The sequence below is a fragment of the Pseudomonas sp. SIMBA_068 genome (assembly GCF_046534705.1).
Taxonomy (GTDB): Bacteria; Pseudomonadota; Gammaproteobacteria; order Pseudomonadales; family Pseudomonadaceae; genus Aquipseudomonas; species Aquipseudomonas putida.
Genome location: NZ_JAWRYI010000009.1, coordinates 247,160 through 262,006, shown reverse-complemented (window position 1 = coordinate 262,006; position 14,847 = coordinate 247,160). Strand labels below are relative to the sequence as shown.

The following is a 14,847-nucleotide window of genomic DNA, read 5'->3' as shown; positions in this document are numbered from 1 at the left end:
TTCAGATCGCGAGGCCAGGCAGCATGAAGGGATGGATACGCAAGGCAGTGGCGCACTACGCCCATGCAACCGGGCGAGGGGGCAAGTTCTACAGGAGGTTCTGCAACCCTTCTGGTCTTGAATGGGGGGCCTACCTCGCCCGATGGGGGAACTTTCACTCTGTCGGCAGCAACTTCTTCGTCAATACAGGCTGCAAGTTTCTCGACCCTTCGCTGGTTCGCATCGGTAACAGCGTGGGCTTGTCCGACTGCACGCTGATCGGTCATGACGGGGTGGTATTGCTGATCGAACATCGCTTTGGCAAGCACCTGGATTCGGTCGGTTTCATCGATATCAAGGACAACTGCTTCATCGGCCATGGCGCGATCATCATGCCCCGCGTGACCATCGGCCCGGAATCGATCGTGGCCGCAGGCGCGGTGGTGACCAAGGACGTGCCACCAGGCACCGTGTTTGGCGGCAACCCGGCGCAGTTCATCTGCACCACCGAACAGTTGATCAAACGGGTCGAGGCGCGTTGCGAAAGTTACCCGTGGATCGAACTGGTAAAACAGCGCAACGGCGCTTACGACCCGGAAGTTGAACCGCTGTTGATGGCGCAAAGGCGCCAGTACTTCTTCGGGGACGGCAACAATGGCTAGCAAACCTGTGGATGTCATGGTGGTCAACTTCAATACCGCCGGGCTGCTACAGCCGATGTTCGATGCGCTGCGCCGGGCCGACAGCGAGCGGTTGGCCAGTTACCTGGTAGTAGACAACGCATCGCGCGACGACTCGGTGCAGCGCATGGCCCAGGTGTGCCCCGAGGCACTGCTGCTGAGCAACAAGCAGAACGTGGGCTTCGGCCGGGCCAATAACCAGTTGCTGGCGCACCTGAAGGGCAAGTACGCCTTGCTGCTCAATACCGATGCTTTCGTGGCCGCCGACTCCCTGCAAAAAACCCTCGACTACATGGACGCCCACCCGGAGTGTGGCGTGCTGGGGGTGCGCCTGGAAGGCCGCGACGGCGATCTGCAGCCCAGTTGTCGCTACTTCCCAACGCCGCTCAACGTCTTTGTCGGGCGTACCGGGCTGGGGCGGTTCTTCCCGGGGCTGAAGATGGTCGATGAAATGACCTGGGACCACGCCTCGGTGCGCGAGTGCGACTGGTTACCGGGTTGCTTCTATCTGGTGCGCCGCGAAGTGCTGGACAAGGTGGGCCTGTTCGACCCGCGTTATTTTCTTTATTACGAGGAGGTGGACCACTGCAAGCGGGTGAAGGAAGCCGGCTGGAAAGTCGTGTTCTACCCGCATACCACGGTGGTGCACATCGGGGGCGAAAGCTCCAAGTCGGTGGCAGAGCTGGAGGCGGCCAGCCGGCAGATCTCGTCCTACCAGATCGAAAGCGAGCTGTTGTATTTCCGCAAGCATCACGGGGTGGCGGGCCTTGCCCTGCATATGGTGCTGGTCACCCTGGGTGACCTGGTGCTGGCACTCAAGGCGCTGTTGAAGCGACGCGGCTGGGGCGCGATTCAGGCCTGCTGGCGTCATTGCCGGGCGACCTGGTCACTGTTGTTCAAGACCCGGTACGCCAGCCAACCGACAAGGTAGGTAAAGCCATGTTCGAGAATATTCGTGCCGACCTGCGCGCCCATGGCGGGGATTGGGGGGCGCAGGGCTTCTGGGTACTGCTGGTGTATCGCTTCGGCCGCTGGCGCTACACCGTGCGCCCGGCACTGCTGCGCAAACTCTTCTCGCTGGTCTACAAGGTGCTGTTCAAGTTCGTGCAGATCATCACCGGTATCGAACTGCCGTGCGAAGTGGTGATCGGCCGCAACTTCGTCATCGACCATTTTGGTGGCATCGTCGTCAGTGGCTATGCCCGGTTTGGCGATGACTGCCGCATCCGCAACGGTGTGGTGGTGGGCTTGAAGAACGTCAATGAGCCGATTGCCCCGGTGTTCGGCAACAACGTCGATATCGGCACCGGGGCCAAGGTGCTGGGCAGCATCCGCATTGGCAACAACGTGATCATCGGCGCCAATGCCGTGGTGCTGATGGATGTGCCGGACAATTGCCTGGCAGTAGGGGTGCCGGCCACCATCAAGGCCAGGCAGCCAGCCGCCACGGCCGCCGCCGAGTGAGGCCCATGGCGGCAGTAACCGGTGTGGTGGTCATTGGCCGCAACGAGGGCCCGCGCCTGGAGCGCTGCCTGCGCTCGCTGGTGAACGGTGCGGGCAAGGTCATGTATGTCGACTCGGGCTCCACCGACGGCTCGCTGCACCTGGCCCGCAGCCTCGGGGTGGAGGTGCTGGCGCTGGACATGGCCATCCCGTTTACCGCCGCGCGCGCGCGTAACGAAGGCTTCAGCGCCTTGCAGCGGCTGCTGCCTTCGATGCAGCTGGTGCAGTTTGTCGATGGCGATTGCGAGGTGGATGCCCACTGGCTGGCCACCGCGCAGGTGTTTCTCGACCGGCACCCCGAGGTGGCGGTGGTGTGTGGTCGCCGACGGGAGCGCTTCCCGGAGCGGTCGGTGTACAACCTGCTCTGCGACCTGGAATGGGACACCCCCATCGGTGAAGCCAAGGCGTGCGGTGGCGATGCGCTGATGCGGGCAGACGCTTTTGCCGCCGTCGGTGGCTTTCGCGCCGAGCTGATTGCCGGTGAGGAGCCTGAACTGTGCGTGCGCTTGCGGGCCAAGGGCTGGAAAGTCTGGCGCCTGGCCGCCGAAATGACCCTGCACGACGCTGGCATGACCCGGTTCAGCCAGTGGTGGCGGCGCAGCCTGCGTGCCGGCCACGCCTATGCCGAAGGGGCCTACCTGCATGGCCAGCCGCCCGAGCAACACTGGTTGCGCGAGTCACGTCGGGCCTGGCTATGGGGCCTGGGCATACCCTTGGTGATCGTGCTGGCCTGCCTGCTGCTGGGTGGCTGGGGCTTGCTGTTGCTATTGATTTACCCGTTGCAGGCCGTGCGCCTGGCTCGCCGCGGTGGCAAGTCGGCGCGCGAAAACTGGCTGCAGGCGGTATTCCTGGTGTTGGGCAAATTCCCGGAAATGCTCGGCCAGCTGAAGTTCTTGCGCCACCGCTTCGCGGCCGGCAAATCAGCGTTGATCGAGTACAAATGAGAGATGACCATGATGCTCGGCACCCTCGTGAAAAGCGTGTTTACCTTGCAACCGGGCTACTCGTTGCGGGCGTTGAACAACAAGTACAAGTTGATGCTGCAGATTGCCAGGCAGTGGCCTGAGTTGAATGGTTTCATGCAGCGCATCACGGCGGCACTCGGCGAGCAAGGCGTGCGGCGGCTGGGTGTGGACTGCATCGGTGTGGTGCAGTGGCCTTACCTCAGCAAATGCTGGGAAGCACCGCAGCGCCTGGCAGTGGTCGCTTCGCACTTTGAAGTGCTGGCCGGCGAGTTTCCGGCGCTGTTGCTGCTGGGGCGGGACGAAAGCCTGACGCTGTGCGATCTGGCCAGCCATTCGCCGGGCTGTCGCCTGGTGCTGGACCGGCCGATCTGGTTCAAACGCGAAGGCGAGTTGGTGCTGAACCTGTTCCAGGGCGACCTGCGCGTGGCTTCACTGGCGTTTACCCTGTGCCGCAGCCAGGGTGAGCTGTGCCTGTTCATCGGGGCCGTGCAGGGCATCCACAAAGGCATCGACAGCGAAACCTCATTGGCTATCTACCGCGACCTGACCAAGGACTTCGAAGGCCTGCGCCCGCGCAGCCTGGTGCTCGAAGCGCTGAAGTGCCTGGCCCGGGCGCTGGGTGTCACGCACCTGTATGCGGTCAGCGATGACTGCCGGCACCATCGGCATGCGTATTTTGGCAGCGACAAAGGCCAGGACCTTGCCGCCAACTATGACGTCATCTGGCAGGAACACGGTGCCAGTGCATCGAATTTTGCGGATTTCTTCAGCCTTCCGCTTGCCCAGGCGCAGCGGGCAGAAGCCGACATTCCAGCGAAGAAACGGGCGATGTACCGCCGCCGCCAAGCGATGCTCGACGATGTTTTCGCGCGCTTGCAGGCCGCATTGCCAAGCAGCAGTCACAACCTTGGACTACAAGGAAAACAGGGGGATGCATTTGCTGTGAGTGCATCGGCAGTGGACCGACCGCCCGTAGTCGACAGCCTTAAGTGAAGGTTGGCAGGGGAGGTGGGTCATCAAGCGGGTTTGGATCTGGATTCGTATGCGCATCGCTTACTTCATCAATCAGTACCCGAAGGTCAGCCACAGTTTCATCCGCCGCGAGATACTGGCGCTGGAGCGCCAGGGCGTAGAGGTACAACGCATTGCCCTGCGGGGGTGGGATGCCGAGTTGCAGGACGCCGAGGACACGAGCGAACGGGCCAGGACCCGTTATGTGTTGCAAGGCGGCGTCAAGGGGTTGCTGACGCCAACGTTGCAGGTGCTGCGTGCGCAACCGCGACGCTTTTTCCAGGCCTTGCGGGTGGCAATGCGCCTTGGCCTGCGCGCCGACCGCGCGTGGCCCTACCACCTGGTGTACCTGGCCGAGGCCTGCCAGGTGTTGCACTGGCTGCAGGCCGGTGAGGCCAAACACGTGCATGCCCATTTTGGCACCAACTCTACCGAGGTGGTGATGCTGGCCAACCTGCTGGGCGGCCCGGCCTATAGCTTTACCGTGCACGGGCCGGAAGAGTTCGACAAGCCGCAGTTCTTGCACATGGGCGAGAAGGTGCGGCGCGCCGCCTTTGTTGCAGCGGTGAGTTCTTACGGGCGCAGCCAGCTGTTTCGCTGGGTGGCGCACGAGCATTGGGCCAAAGTGAAAGTGGTGCATTGCGGCCTGGAGCGAGCGTTCCATGAGGTGCTGCCGGTCAATGTTCCGGCGGTGCCACGGCTGGTGTGCGTCGGCCGGCTTTGTGAACAGAAAGGCCAGCTGTTGTTGCTTGAGGCGGCACGTCAGCTTGCGGCACAGTCGATCGCCTTCGAACTGGTCCTGGCAGGTGACGGTGAGATGCGCGGGCAGATCGACGCCCTGATTACCCGGCACGGCCTGCAGCAGCACGTACGCATCACCGGCTGGATCAGCAGCGCACAGGTACGCGAGGAGATCCTTGCCGCGCGCGCGCTGGTATTGCCCAGCTTCGCCGAAGGCTTGCCGGTGGTGATCATGGAGGCCATGGCCTTGCGCCGGCCAGTACTGACCACCTACGTGGCAGGCATCCCTGAGCTGGTGCGCCCGGGCGAGAACGGCTGGCTGTTCCCCGCTGGCGCCGTGGACGAACTGGCGCAGGCCATGGCCGAGTGCCTTGCGCAACCCGCCGAAGTGCTGCAGCGCATGGGCGAGGCGGCTTACCAGCGCGTGCTGCAACGGCATGATATCGACACCGAGGCGGCCAAGCTGGCCGGCTACTTCAAGGCATCCGCATGATGACTGTATTGAGTTGGTTACTGGGCCTGCTGGCGGTCATCGCCCTTGTGCCTGTGTCCGTTTTCTTCCTGCAGATGCTGCTGGCTTGCCTCCCGCCGCGCTCGCGGCCCTTGGGCGTCAGCGTGCGTCCGCGGGTGGCAGTGTTGGTACCGGCCCATGATGAGGCTGCGATCATTCGTGCAACGCTGGCGAGCGTAACCCCGCAGTTGCTGCCAGGCGACCGCTTGCTGGTGGTGGCCGACAACTGCACGGACGACACGGCGCGGCTGGCCCGCGAGGCCGGCGCCGAGGTAGTGGAGCGGTTTGATACGGTGCTGCGTGGCAAAGGCTATGCCCTGGACTTCGGCGTACGCCACTTGGCCGAATACCCGCCCGAGGTGGTGATTGTGGTGGATGCCGACTGCCAGGTAGCCGAGGGGGCGATTGACTGCCTGGCACACCGTTATCACCAGGCCCAGCGCCCGGTGCAGGCGTTGTACCTGATGCGCGCGCCCGCCGGTAGCGGGCTGAAGGTGCAGGTGGCCGAGTTTGCCTGGCGGGTCAAGAACCTGGTGCGCCCGCGTGGCTGGGCGCGGCTGGGGCTACCGTGCCAACTGATGGGGGCAGGCATGGCATTCGGTTGGCACGACCTTGCTTTGATCAACCTGGCCAATGGGCACTTGGTGGAGGATGTAAAGCTGGGGCTGGATCTGTGCCAGCAGGGCAAGCCGCCGGTGTTCTGCCCCGAGGCGCTGGTCACCAGCCAGTTTCCTGCCAGCCAGCAGGGCATGAACAGCCAGCGCACCCGCTGGGAGCATGGCCACCTGGGCTTGATGCTGGCCGATGCGCCCAAGCGTGCGCTGGCCGCCATCCGCCAGCGCAACGGTAGCCTGCTGGCCATGACCCTGGACCTGTTGGTGCCACCTCTGGCGCTACTGGTGCTGGCGCTGCTGGGGCTCAACCTGGTGACCTGGCTGGCTTACCTGCTGTCAGGCCATGCGGCGCCTGCGTGGATCGCACTGGCTGCGCTGGTCATGCTCGGCCTTGCCGTTGTGCTGGCGTGGGCACGCTTCTGCCGTGAGCTGATCCCGTTTTCCGTGCTGTTGTACGCGCCTTTTTACGCCGCAAGGAAAATCCCCCTGTACCTGGGGTTCCTGATCAAGCGCCAGGTCGAATGGGTGCGCTCCAAACGGGATGATGACTGATGGCTCAGTGGCAATGGCAGAAACGCTGGAACCGCATTATCGACACGCTTGAGGTGGTGCCTGACAGCAGCGCGGCGCAGTGCCTGCTCGACCGGCTTGCCGCCCCGAAGTCTGCAACCGTGCTGGGGTTCGTCAATGCCCATGCAATGAACCTGGTGGTGCACGACGGTGAGTATTGTCAGGCGTTGTCGGCGGCCGATGTGCTGTTGCGCGACGGCTCTGGCATGGCGATCCTTTATCGCCGGTTGGGACTGGAGCCTGGGCTCAACATGAATGGCACCGACTTCATACCCAGCCTCATGGAGGCATACCGCGGGCGGCGGGTTGCGTTCTGGGGCACGCAGCAACCGTACCTGAATCAGGCGGTGCAGCGCAGCGAAGCCTTGTTTGGCGTGGTGCCGGTATCGGTCCACGATGGCTTTGCCAGCATCGACACCTACCTGCAGTTGGCCAAGGAACAGCAACCGGAACTGATCGTGCTGGGGATGGGCATGCCCAAGCAGGAAGCGGTGGCGGCCAGGTTGGCAGCCGTTGATGGGCCGTGCCTGATCGTGTGCGGCGGGGCGATTCTGGACTTCCTCGGCGGCAAGGTCAGCCGGGCACCGCAGTGGTTACGGCATGTGGGTGGCGAGTGGGCCTACCGTCTGTTACGCGAGCCGAAACGTTTGTTCATGCGTTATGTGGTAGGCAATCCGTTGTTCTTGCTGCGCACCCTGCTGTGCCGCAAGGCAGCCGATTCGGCCAGGGGCACCGTATGAATCGGCCAAAATCCGCGCTGATGGCGGGTGGCTGCTACAGTGAAAGCAGTGGCTTGGGGGCTGCACGATCCTGCTTCACTGGCGTTGAATAAGCTGTATTCATGACTTGATGTTTGATGGACGGCACTTGCTACGCTCAAATAGATGAGGTCTGAAATGGTTTTCGAACCCAGAAGCAGTCGTTCCTTACTCCAAAGAAGAAGCAGTGTAAGTAACGCCATTCAGGCGGGGCTCGATGGTATTGCAGTAACCGGTATTGCCTGGTATCTCATCTATGATCAGTTTGGTTACATTACCTCCGATTATGTAATCATGTTGCTGTTGCTGATTGGCGCACTGGCCGTCATCTACGACCATTATGCAATCTACCGCACTAACGTCGGCCTTTCGATCAAGGCCTTCCGCCTGTTCAAGGCGTGGTCGGCAACATTCTGTTTTCTTGTGGTCATGGCCTTTCTCACTAAACAGAGTGAAACGTACTCACGGTTGTTGGTCGTGCAGTTGTTCATCATTGGTTACATTGCCCAGTTGTTCTTGCACTTTGCGGTTCGAGAACTGCAAAAACGGTTTACCGCGCATGCGCGGCTGGACAATGCCCTGATTATCGGCAACGGCGACCTGGCCAATTTCCTTTATCAGAAAATCAGCAACAACCCCTGGTTTGGCGAACGGGTTCTGGGGTGTGTGCTGACCGACAAGGCTGGTGAGCAGGCGTACGAAGGTGCCGAGGGCAAGCAGCGTCTGCCCGTGCTCGGTCACATTGCAGATCTGGATGAAATCGTTGCCCAGTATGGCATTCGCACCGTGTACCTGGTGACACCGCTGGGGGGCTCCGAGGTTATCAACGACGTGTACTTCAAGTTGCTGGACAAGTGCATTGCCGTGAACTGGGTGCCGGATATCTTCTCGTTGCGCCTGATCAATCACAGCGTGCGAGAAATTGCCGGTATTCCTGTGCTGACCCTGTCTGAAACCCCGCTGACGGGCATGAGCCTGTTCCTGAAGAATCTCGAGGACCGGGTATTGGCGGCATTGATACTACTGTGTGCATCGCCTGTGTTGATTGGCGTTGCACTGGCTATCAAATTCACCAGCCGCGGGCCCGTTTTCTTCCGCCAGGAACGTACGGGCTGGACCGGCGAGTCATTCCGTATCTGGAAGTTCAGAAGCATGCATGTTCATCAGCCGGACAATGGCGTGGTCAAACAGGCGCAGAAGAATGACCCGCGATTGACTAAAATTGGTGCTTTCATCCGCCGTACCAGCCTCGATGAACTGCCGCAGTTATTCAATGTGCTGACCGGGGAGATGTCGCTGGTTGGGCCACGGCCACATGCGTTGCAACATGACACGTTATATTCCCAGGACATCGTCGATTACTTTGCCCGCCACAACATCAAGCCGGGCATGACTGGCCTGGCGCAAGTGCGCGGCTTCAGGGGGGAGACCAAGGACATTGAGCAGATGATCCAGCGGGTGGACTCGGACATCGAGTACATCAACAACTGGTCGCTGTGGCTGGACTTTGTGATTCTGGTGCGCACCCTCAATGCGTTTACCGGCAAGCAGGCTTACTAATCATCGAACGCTCGCAAGCCCCCTGTAGGAGCGGCCTTGCCGGGGCCGCTTCGCACCCCGTCGCGGCACAAGGCCGCTCCTACACCTTGTTCAGTGGATGCAACTCCCTGAACCCCCGCGCTTCCTCCACCAGCCAGTCATGCACCGCCCGCGCTCCCGGCTGATTCAACCCACCTGGCGGGTAATGCACCACGTAGCGTTTGTGGTTGGCGATCGCCACGCCAAACGGCACGATCAGCGCGCCGCGCTCCAGTTCGTCATTCAGCAGTGTCCGCCGGGCGATCGCTACACCAATACCGGCAATTGCCGCCTCGATGGTCAGGTGGTTGCGGTTGAAGGTATGGCCACGCCGCACATTCAGGCCGGCGGCGCCAATCCCCTCCAGGTAGAACTCCCATTCTGCATACTCCGAACTGCCACGCCAGGCTGTGATGTCATGCAGCAGCGGGTAGTGCGCCAGGTCTGCCGGCCCATGCAGTGGCGGGCGCCCGCGCAGCAAGGTGGGTGAGCACACCGGGAAGATCTGTTCGTCCAGCAGCGGTGTCGAAAGCATGCCAGGGTAGCTGCCATCGTTCAGGTCGATAGCCAGGTCGAAGTCGCCCGGGGTCAATGCCTGGGCGCTGTCTTCGGCCACCAGGCGCAGCTCGATGTCCGGGTATCGCTGCTGAAAGCGCGGCAGGCGTGGGGTGAGCCATTTGGCCAGGAACGACGGAATGGAGCGCACACGCAAGGTGCCGCGAATTTCACCGGCGTCAAGGCGCAACAGTTCAGCCTCGATACTGCCGTAGGCTTCGGCCACCGTCTGGGCCAGGCGTTGCCCTTCGGCGCTCAACTCCACACCGCGCGCGCGGCGCAGAAACAGCCGGTAACCCAGGCGTTCTTCCAGTTGGCGCATCTGCTGGCTGACCGCGCCGGGGGTGATGTGCAGCTCTTCGGCACAGCGGGTAAAGGACAGATGCCGGGCTGCACAGGCGAATACATGCAGCCAGACGAACATCTGCCCATTGAGTTGCCGTCGCATTGTTTAGTCCTGCTAAAGGCTTGCTTAGAAAGTTTCGTTGGTCATCCATGAGCCAGCGCGTCAGTATCGCGCAAAATCGCATTACCGCTCAATTTCATCAGATAACCGTGCTGTGGATTCATATCAGGGCACGGTCAGGCATTAGCATGGCTATCAGTGTTTTCGACCTTTTCAAAATCGGCATCGGCCCGTCCAGTTCCCACACCGTCGGCCCCATGCGGGCAGCGGCGACGTTTGCCCAGGTCCTGCGTGAGCAGGGGCTGTTGGCGCGGGTAACGCGCGTCGAAGTGCGGTTGTATGGCTCGCTGTCGGCCACCGGGGTTGGCCACGCCACCGATCGCGCCTGCCTGCTTGGCCTGATGGGCCAGTGGCCGGACCGCATCGACCCGGCCACCATCGAGTCGCGCATTGGCCAAGTGTTGCAGGAGCATTGCCTGATGCTGGATGGCAGCCACCCGCTGGCCTTCGAGTATGGCCGGGACATGTTGCTGCTCGACGAAAACCTGCCTTACCACCCCAATGCCATGAGCCTGGAAGCGATGGACGGGGAGAGCAGCCTGCTGCTGCAGACCTACTATTCGGTTGGCGGCGGCTTTATCGTCGAGCAGGCCGAGATTGATGCCCCAGCAGCCAAAGCCAATGACGTTGTGCTGCCTTATGAGTTCGACAGTGCTGCCCAGTTACTGGCCTTGTGCAAAGCACACAGCTTGAGTGTGGCGCAACTGATGATGGCCAACGAACAGGCCTGGCGCCCGGAAGCGGAAATACGTGAAGGCCTGCTGCGCATCTGGGCGGCCATGCGTGAGTGCGTGGATAACGGGCTGCGCAACGAAGGCATCTTGCCTGGCGGGCTACACGTCAAGCGCCGCGCTGCCCGGCTGCACCGCAGCTTGCAGGAACTGGGCAAGCCCAACGTGATTGGTTCGACGCTCAGCGCCATGGAGTGGGTGAACCTGTTCGCCCTGGCGGTGAATGAAGAGAATGCCGCCGGCGGGCGCATGGTCACCGCGCCCACCAATGGTGCCGCAGGCATTATCCCTGCAGTGCTGCATTACTACATGAAATTCAACCCGACCGTTTGCGATGCCGATGTGGTCGACTTCCTGCTGGCGGCAGCGGCCGTCGGTATCCTGTGCAAGAAAAATGCGTCGATCTCGGGGGCAGAGGTAGGCTGCCAAGGCGAGGTGGGTTCGGCTTGTTCGATGGCTGCCGCCGGCCTGGCCCAGGTGTTGGGGGCGACGCCGCCACAACTGGAAAATGCGGCCGAAATTGCCCTGGAACACAACCTGGGGCTGACGTGCGACCCGGTTGGCGGGCTGGTGCAGGTGCCGTGTATCGAGCGCAATGCGATTGCTGCGGTGAAGGCGATCAACGCGGTGCAGATGGCGTTGCGTGGCGACGGCGAGCACTTCATTTCGCTCGACCGGGTGATCCGCACCATGCGTGATACCGGGGCGGACATGCATGCCAACTACAAAGAGACCTCGCGCGGCGGCTTGGCAGTCGCCTTTGTGGAGTGCTAGGAAAACTCACCGGCCGATGCGGTCTTTTGTGGGAGCAGCCTTGCGTCGCGAAAGGGCCGCAAAGCGGCCCCAACACTTTGTATATCAAGGCTTGAATCCTGGGGCTGCCTCGCAGCCCTTTCGCGACGCAAGGCCATTCCCACAAGTATTGTGTTCGGGCGGCCCTTAGCGGGCTTTCTGCTTGGCTTCAATGAAGCTCGCCCGCATGTCCTTGGCCCAGCCATCGAGCACCGGCTTGACGTCATTCAAGGTCAGCTTCTGGGTATCGTTCTCCAGCTCCTGACCCGCGCCTTTGCGTACCACCTGGGCCAGTACTTTCTGGCTGGCACCGTCCAGGAACGCCGCCTCCACGCCGACATCCACGTCCTGGTCACGGCCGCCCGTGGCGGTGTTCACGCCTGCGGCGATCAGCGCGATGGGGATCACCTCATAGGGTTTGAGGCCCTCGTTGCTTGTAGACACTGCCGTGATCGCCGGCCGCACCACGATCACGCCCGGGCCTGGCCCGTTGGCCAGCGGCATGACACCGCCGATTTCACGCCGCAGCGCTTCGTTGAAGTAGCGGGTGATTTCCCCCAGTGTCTGCGCGGAGATGACCGGGGTGGGCTGCGGTTTGGGGTAGAACTGGCTGGGCTCGATGAACACCTGGCTGTACTGGTTGATGTTGACCTTGGGGTCGATCCAGCGCATTACCGGGGCACCCGTCGGGCTCTTGGCTTCTTGCAACCGGCTGTAATCCTTGAGGAAGCCGGAGTAATCCTTGGGGTCCACGCGATTGCTGGAGCAGGCGCCCACGGCAAGCAGTGCGGCGCACAACAGTGTAATGCGAGGCAGTGATTTCATGATGAAGGCGTATCCATGAGAGGTCGGCCAGAACAACGCTAGCAGCTGCGCCGCAGTTGGCCAGTGGGCGAGTTCAATCCCCTGTGGAAAAGGCAAAAAGTGGCGGCGCCCGATCTCCCGGGCGCCGCGTGGTTTGCGGTGAACTCAACCCAGCGCTTCGCGCAACCGGTACCACAGCATGCCCATTGCCAGTAGCGGCGAACGCAGGGCCTTGCCGCCAGGAAACGTCAGGTGGGGCACGGCGCTGAAAACGTCCAGGCCTTGGCTGTGGCCCAGGGCGATGCTTTCGGCCAGCAGTTTCGCCGTCCAGTGCGTCACGTTCAGCCCGTGCCCGGAATAGCCCTGGGCGTAGTAGACGTTTGGGTGCTGACTCAGGCGCCCGACCTGGGGGAAGCGGTTGGCGGTGATGCCGATCATGCCGCCCCACTGGTAGTCGATGCGCACGTTGGCCAGTTGCGGGAATACCTTCAGCACCTTGGGCCGCATGTAGGCGGCGATGTCCTTGGGGTCGCGGCCGGAGTAGTGGCAGGCACCGCCGAACAACAGGCGGCGGTCTGCGGTGAGGCGGTAATAATCCAGGCCGACCTTCTGGTCGCACAGCGCCATGTTCTGCGGGATCAGGGTAGTAGCCAGTGCTTCGGGCAAGGGTTCGGTGGCGACTACGTAACTGCCGGCCGGCAGCACCTTGCCACTCAGCCGCGGTTCCAGCTCATCGAGGTGGGCGTTGCAGCCCAGCACCAGGCTTCCTGCTCGCACCTTGCCACGGGCAGTGTGCAGGGTCACGCGGGGGCCGTGCTCGATTCGCAGTACGGGGCTTTGTTCGAAGATGCGCACGCCCAGGCTATAGGCGGCACGGGCTTCGCCCTGGACGAGGTCGAGTGGGTGCAGGTGGCCCGAGCCCATGTCTACCAGGCCGCCGGCGTACTGGTCGCTGGCGACGATTTCATGCAACTGCCCGGGGCCTACCAGACGGGTCTCGGGGCGATAGCCAAGCGTTGCCAGGTCATCCTGCTCGTCCTTGAAGGCGGCGAACTGGTCAGCTGTGTTGGCCAGTTCGCAGAAACCCCAGCGCAGGTCGCAGGCAATGCCGTACTGGGCGATGCGGCTGGCCACCAGCGCCACCGAATCGATACCAGCCTGTTTCAGGTAGCGCACGCCGTCCTGACCGACATGCCGGGTAAAGCCGCTGACGTCATGGCCGATGCCGCGGATCAGCTGGCCGCCATTGCGCCCGCTGGCGCCCCAGCCGATGCGCCGGCCTTCCAGCAGCACCACCGACAAACCACGTTCAGCCAGCTCCAGGGCGGTGTTGACCCCGGTCAGCCCGCCGCCGACCACGCACACATCGGCCGTCAGTTCGTCGTCCAGGCTGGGGTAGGGCGCCGCGTTGCGTGCCGTGGCAGCGTAGTACGAAGCAGTGTGTTGGGAATCGAAAGACATGGGCGTTCTCGGCTCAGCGGTTGGACTTGATCTTGCTCCAGGAGCGGGTCATGACGCGCATGATCTTCGGGCTCGGGGTGCTGGAGATGTACAGCTTGTCCAGCACGTCCTGGGGTGGGTAGATCTCGGGGTTGTGCACTAGCGATGCATCCATGTAGGCCTTGGCGTCCGGGTTGGCGTTGGCATAGCCGACCGTGGCACTGACTTTGGCGATCACTTTGGGGTCGAGCAGGTAATTGATGAAGGCCAGGGCCTGGTCGGGGTTGCTGGCGTCCTTGGGGATGGCCAGCAGGTCGAACCACAGGTTGCTGCCTTCCTTGGGAATGCTGTAGGCGACTTTTACGCCGTTCTTCGCTTCCACAGCCCGGTTGGCGGCCTGGAACACGTCACCGGAGTAGCCGAAGGCCACGCAAACGTCGCCATTGGCCAGGTCGGACACGTATTTGGATGAATGGAAGTACGTGATGTAGGGGCGCAATTCGAGCAGGCGTGCTTCAGCCTTGGCGTAGTCCGCCGGCTTTTCGCTGCGCGGGTCCATGCCCAGGTAGTTGAGTATTGCCGGGAACAATTCGTCGGGCGAGTCCATGAAGGCCACGCCGCACTGCTTGAGCTTTTTCAGGTTTTCGGGCTCGAACAGCACCGCCCACGAGTCGATATGGTCGACGCCCAGTGCCGCCTTGACCTTGTCGACGTTGTAGCCGATGCCGTTGGTGCCCCACAGGTAGGGCACCGCGTACTGGTTGCCGGGGTCGTTCTGTTCAAGCTGCTTGAGCAGCTTGGGGTCCAGGTGTTGCCAGTTCGGCAGCTTGCTGCGGTCCAGCGGCAGGAAGGCGCCGGCCTGGGCCTGGCGGGCGAGGAAGTGGTTGGACGGCACCACCACGTCATAGCCGGTGCGCCCGGCCAGTAGCTTGCCTTCCAGGGTTTCGTTGGAGTCAAACACGTCATAGACCACCTTGATCCCGCTGCTGGCCTGGAAGTCAGCCAGGGTGGTGTCGCCGATATAGTCGGTCCAGTTGTACACACTGACCGAGGGCGTGGCCTGGGTGGTGGTGGCGAACAGCAGGGTGAACGCAGCGGGGATCAGGGCTTGCAGATGACGCATGGGGACACCTCGTTGGTCTTGTTCTT

Annotated in this window: 14 protein-coding genes; 10 read left to right on the top strand and 4 right to left on the bottom strand. The window is 62.2% G+C overall.

All coding sequences use genetic code 11. The annotated features are described in order from the left end of the window. Positions 1-23 precede the first annotated feature (23 nt). The 9 genes from SB756_RS21070 to SB756_RS21030 all read left to right on the top strand — a co-directional run bounded on the left by SB756_RS21070 (position 24) and on the right by SB756_RS21030 (position 8,892). Positions 24-641 (top strand): acyltransferase, encoded by a 618-nt coding sequence (locus SB756_RS21070; protein WP_016487256.1) that lies wholly within the window; start codon positions 24-26, stop codon positions 639-641. Next, positions 634-1,590, top strand: coding sequence for a glycosyltransferase family 2 protein (locus tag SB756_RS21065; RefSeq protein WP_016499580.1), 957 nt, complete (start codon positions 634-636; stop codon positions 1,588-1,590). The genes SB756_RS21070 and SB756_RS21065 overlap by 8 nt, the downstream gene beginning before the upstream one ends. An 8-nt stretch (positions 1,591-1,598) precedes the next feature. Beyond that, positions 1,599-2,123, top strand: coding sequence for a serine O-acetyltransferase (locus SB756_RS21060; RefSeq protein WP_410911718.1), 525 nt, complete (start codon positions 1,599-1,601; stop codon positions 2,121-2,123). 5 nt (positions 2,124-2,128) lie between these two features. Next, positions 2,129-3,106 (top strand): glycosyltransferase family 2 protein, encoded by a 978-nt coding sequence (locus SB756_RS21055; protein ID WP_410911716.1) that lies wholly within the window; start codon positions 2,129-2,131, stop codon positions 3,104-3,106. Positions 3,107-3,115: 9 nt separating this feature from the next. Then, positions 3,116-4,120, top strand: coding sequence for a VirK/YbjX family protein (locus tag SB756_RS21050; RefSeq protein WP_410911714.1), 1,005 nt, complete (start codon positions 3,116-3,118; stop codon positions 4,118-4,120). A gap of 49 nt (positions 4,121-4,169) precedes the next feature. Then, positions 4,170-5,372, top strand: a complete 1,203-nt coding sequence (locus tag SB756_RS21045) for a glycosyltransferase (protein ID WP_410911712.1) — start codon at positions 4,170-4,172, stop codon at positions 5,370-5,372. Continuing rightward, entirely contained in the window at positions 5,369-6,556 is a 1,188-nt protein-coding gene (locus SB756_RS21040; RefSeq protein ID WP_410911710.1) for a glycosyltransferase family 2 protein, read from the top strand. Before SB756_RS21045 ends, SB756_RS21040 begins: the two co-directional genes overlap by 4 nt. Continuing rightward, positions 6,556-7,314 carry a WecB/TagA/CpsF family glycosyltransferase gene (locus SB756_RS21035; protein WP_341798828.1) on the top strand — a complete coding sequence of 253 codons (759 nt, stop codon included), beginning with the start codon at positions 6,556-6,558 and terminating at the stop codon, positions 7,312-7,314. Before SB756_RS21040 ends, SB756_RS21035 begins: the two co-directional genes overlap by 1 nt. Positions 7,315-7,470: 156 nt before the next feature. After that, a complete protein-coding gene (locus tag SB756_RS21030) occupies positions 7,471-8,892 on the top strand; it encodes an undecaprenyl-phosphate glucose phosphotransferase (protein WP_341798829.1) in 1,422 nt (473 codons plus the stop codon). Positions 8,893-8,971: 79 nt separating this feature from the next. Here the strand turns inward: SB756_RS21030 and SB756_RS21025 are convergent, their stop codons facing one another. Beyond that, the gene (locus SB756_RS21025; RefSeq protein ID WP_341798830.1) at positions 8,972-9,913 is read right to left on the bottom strand and encodes a LysR substrate-binding domain-containing protein; all 942 of its coding nucleotides are present in this window, start codon (positions 9,911-9,913) and stop codon (positions 8,972-8,974) included. A gap of 146 nt (positions 9,914-10,059) precedes the next feature. Here SB756_RS21025 and SB756_RS21020 point away from each other — a divergent pair, with 146 nt between their 5' ends. Continuing rightward, the gene (locus SB756_RS21020; RefSeq protein WP_341798831.1) at positions 10,060-11,436 is read left to right on the top strand and encodes an L-serine ammonia-lyase; all 1,377 of its coding nucleotides are present in this window, start codon (positions 10,060-10,062) and stop codon (positions 11,434-11,436) included. A 165-nt stretch (positions 11,437-11,601) separates the two neighbouring features. Here SB756_RS21020 and SB756_RS21015 read toward each other — a convergent pair whose 3' ends face one another. The 3 genes from SB756_RS21015 to SB756_RS21005 form a co-directional block, all read right to left on the bottom strand. After that, the gene (locus SB756_RS21015; protein WP_341798832.1) at positions 11,602-12,279 is read right to left on the bottom strand and encodes a DUF3313 domain-containing protein; all 678 of its coding nucleotides are present in this window, start codon (positions 12,277-12,279) and stop codon (positions 11,602-11,604) included. A gap of 144 nt (positions 12,280-12,423) precedes the next feature. Further along, positions 12,424-13,719 carry an NAD(P)/FAD-dependent oxidoreductase gene (locus SB756_RS21010; RefSeq protein WP_341798833.1) on the bottom strand — a complete coding sequence of 432 codons (1,296 nt, stop codon included), beginning with the start codon at positions 13,717-13,719 and terminating at the stop codon, positions 12,424-12,426. Between the two features lie 13 nt (positions 13,720-13,732). Beyond that, a complete protein-coding gene (locus SB756_RS21005; protein ID WP_016499592.1) occupies positions 13,733-14,821 on the bottom strand; it encodes a polyamine ABC transporter substrate-binding protein in 1,089 nt (362 codons plus the stop codon). Between the last annotated feature and the right edge of the window lie 26 nt (positions 14,822-14,847).

Coding starts and splice junctions, on each gene's coding strand:
- SB756_RS21030 (WP_341798829.1), top strand. CDS start 7,471: ATGGTTTTCGAACCCAGAAGCAGTCGTTCCTTACTCCAAAGAAGAAGC.
- SB756_RS21020 (WP_341798831.1), top strand. CDS start 10,060: ATGGCTATCAGTGTTTTCGACCTTTTCAAAATCGGCATCGGCCCGTCC.
- SB756_RS21005 (WP_016499592.1), bottom strand. CDS start 14,821: ATGCGTCATCTGCAAGCCCTGATCCCCGCTGCGTTCACCCTGCTGTTC.
- SB756_RS21035 (WP_341798828.1), top strand. CDS start 6,556: ATGGCTCAGTGGCAATGGCAGAAACGCTGGAACCGCATTATCGACACG.
- SB756_RS21010 (WP_341798833.1), bottom strand. CDS start 13,719: ATGTCTTTCGATTCCCAACACACTGCTTCGTACTACGCTGCCACGGCA.
- SB756_RS21065 (WP_016499580.1), top strand. CDS start 634: ATGGCTAGCAAACCTGTGGATGTCATGGTGGTCAACTTCAATACCGCC.
- SB756_RS21060 (WP_410911718.1), top strand. CDS start 1,599: ATGTTCGAGAATATTCGTGCCGACCTGCGCGCCCATGGCGGGGATTGG.
- SB756_RS21015 (WP_341798832.1), bottom strand. CDS start 12,279: ATGAAATCACTGCCTCGCATTACACTGTTGTGCGCCGCACTGCTTGCC.
- SB756_RS21070 (WP_016487256.1), top strand. CDS start 24: ATGAAGGGATGGATACGCAAGGCAGTGGCGCACTACGCCCATGCAACC.
- SB756_RS21040 (WP_410911710.1), top strand. CDS start 5,369: ATGATGACTGTATTGAGTTGGTTACTGGGCCTGCTGGCGGTCATCGCC.
- SB756_RS21045 (WP_410911712.1), top strand. CDS start 4,170: ATGCGCATCGCTTACTTCATCAATCAGTACCCGAAGGTCAGCCACAGT.
- SB756_RS21050 (WP_410911714.1), top strand. CDS start 3,116: ATGATGCTCGGCACCCTCGTGAAAAGCGTGTTTACCTTGCAACCGGGC.
- SB756_RS21025 (WP_341798830.1), bottom strand. CDS start 9,913: ATGCGACGGCAACTCAATGGGCAGATGTTCGTCTGGCTGCATGTATTC.
- SB756_RS21055 (WP_410911716.1), top strand. CDS start 2,129: ATGGCGGCAGTAACCGGTGTGGTGGTCATTGGCCGCAACGAGGGCCCG.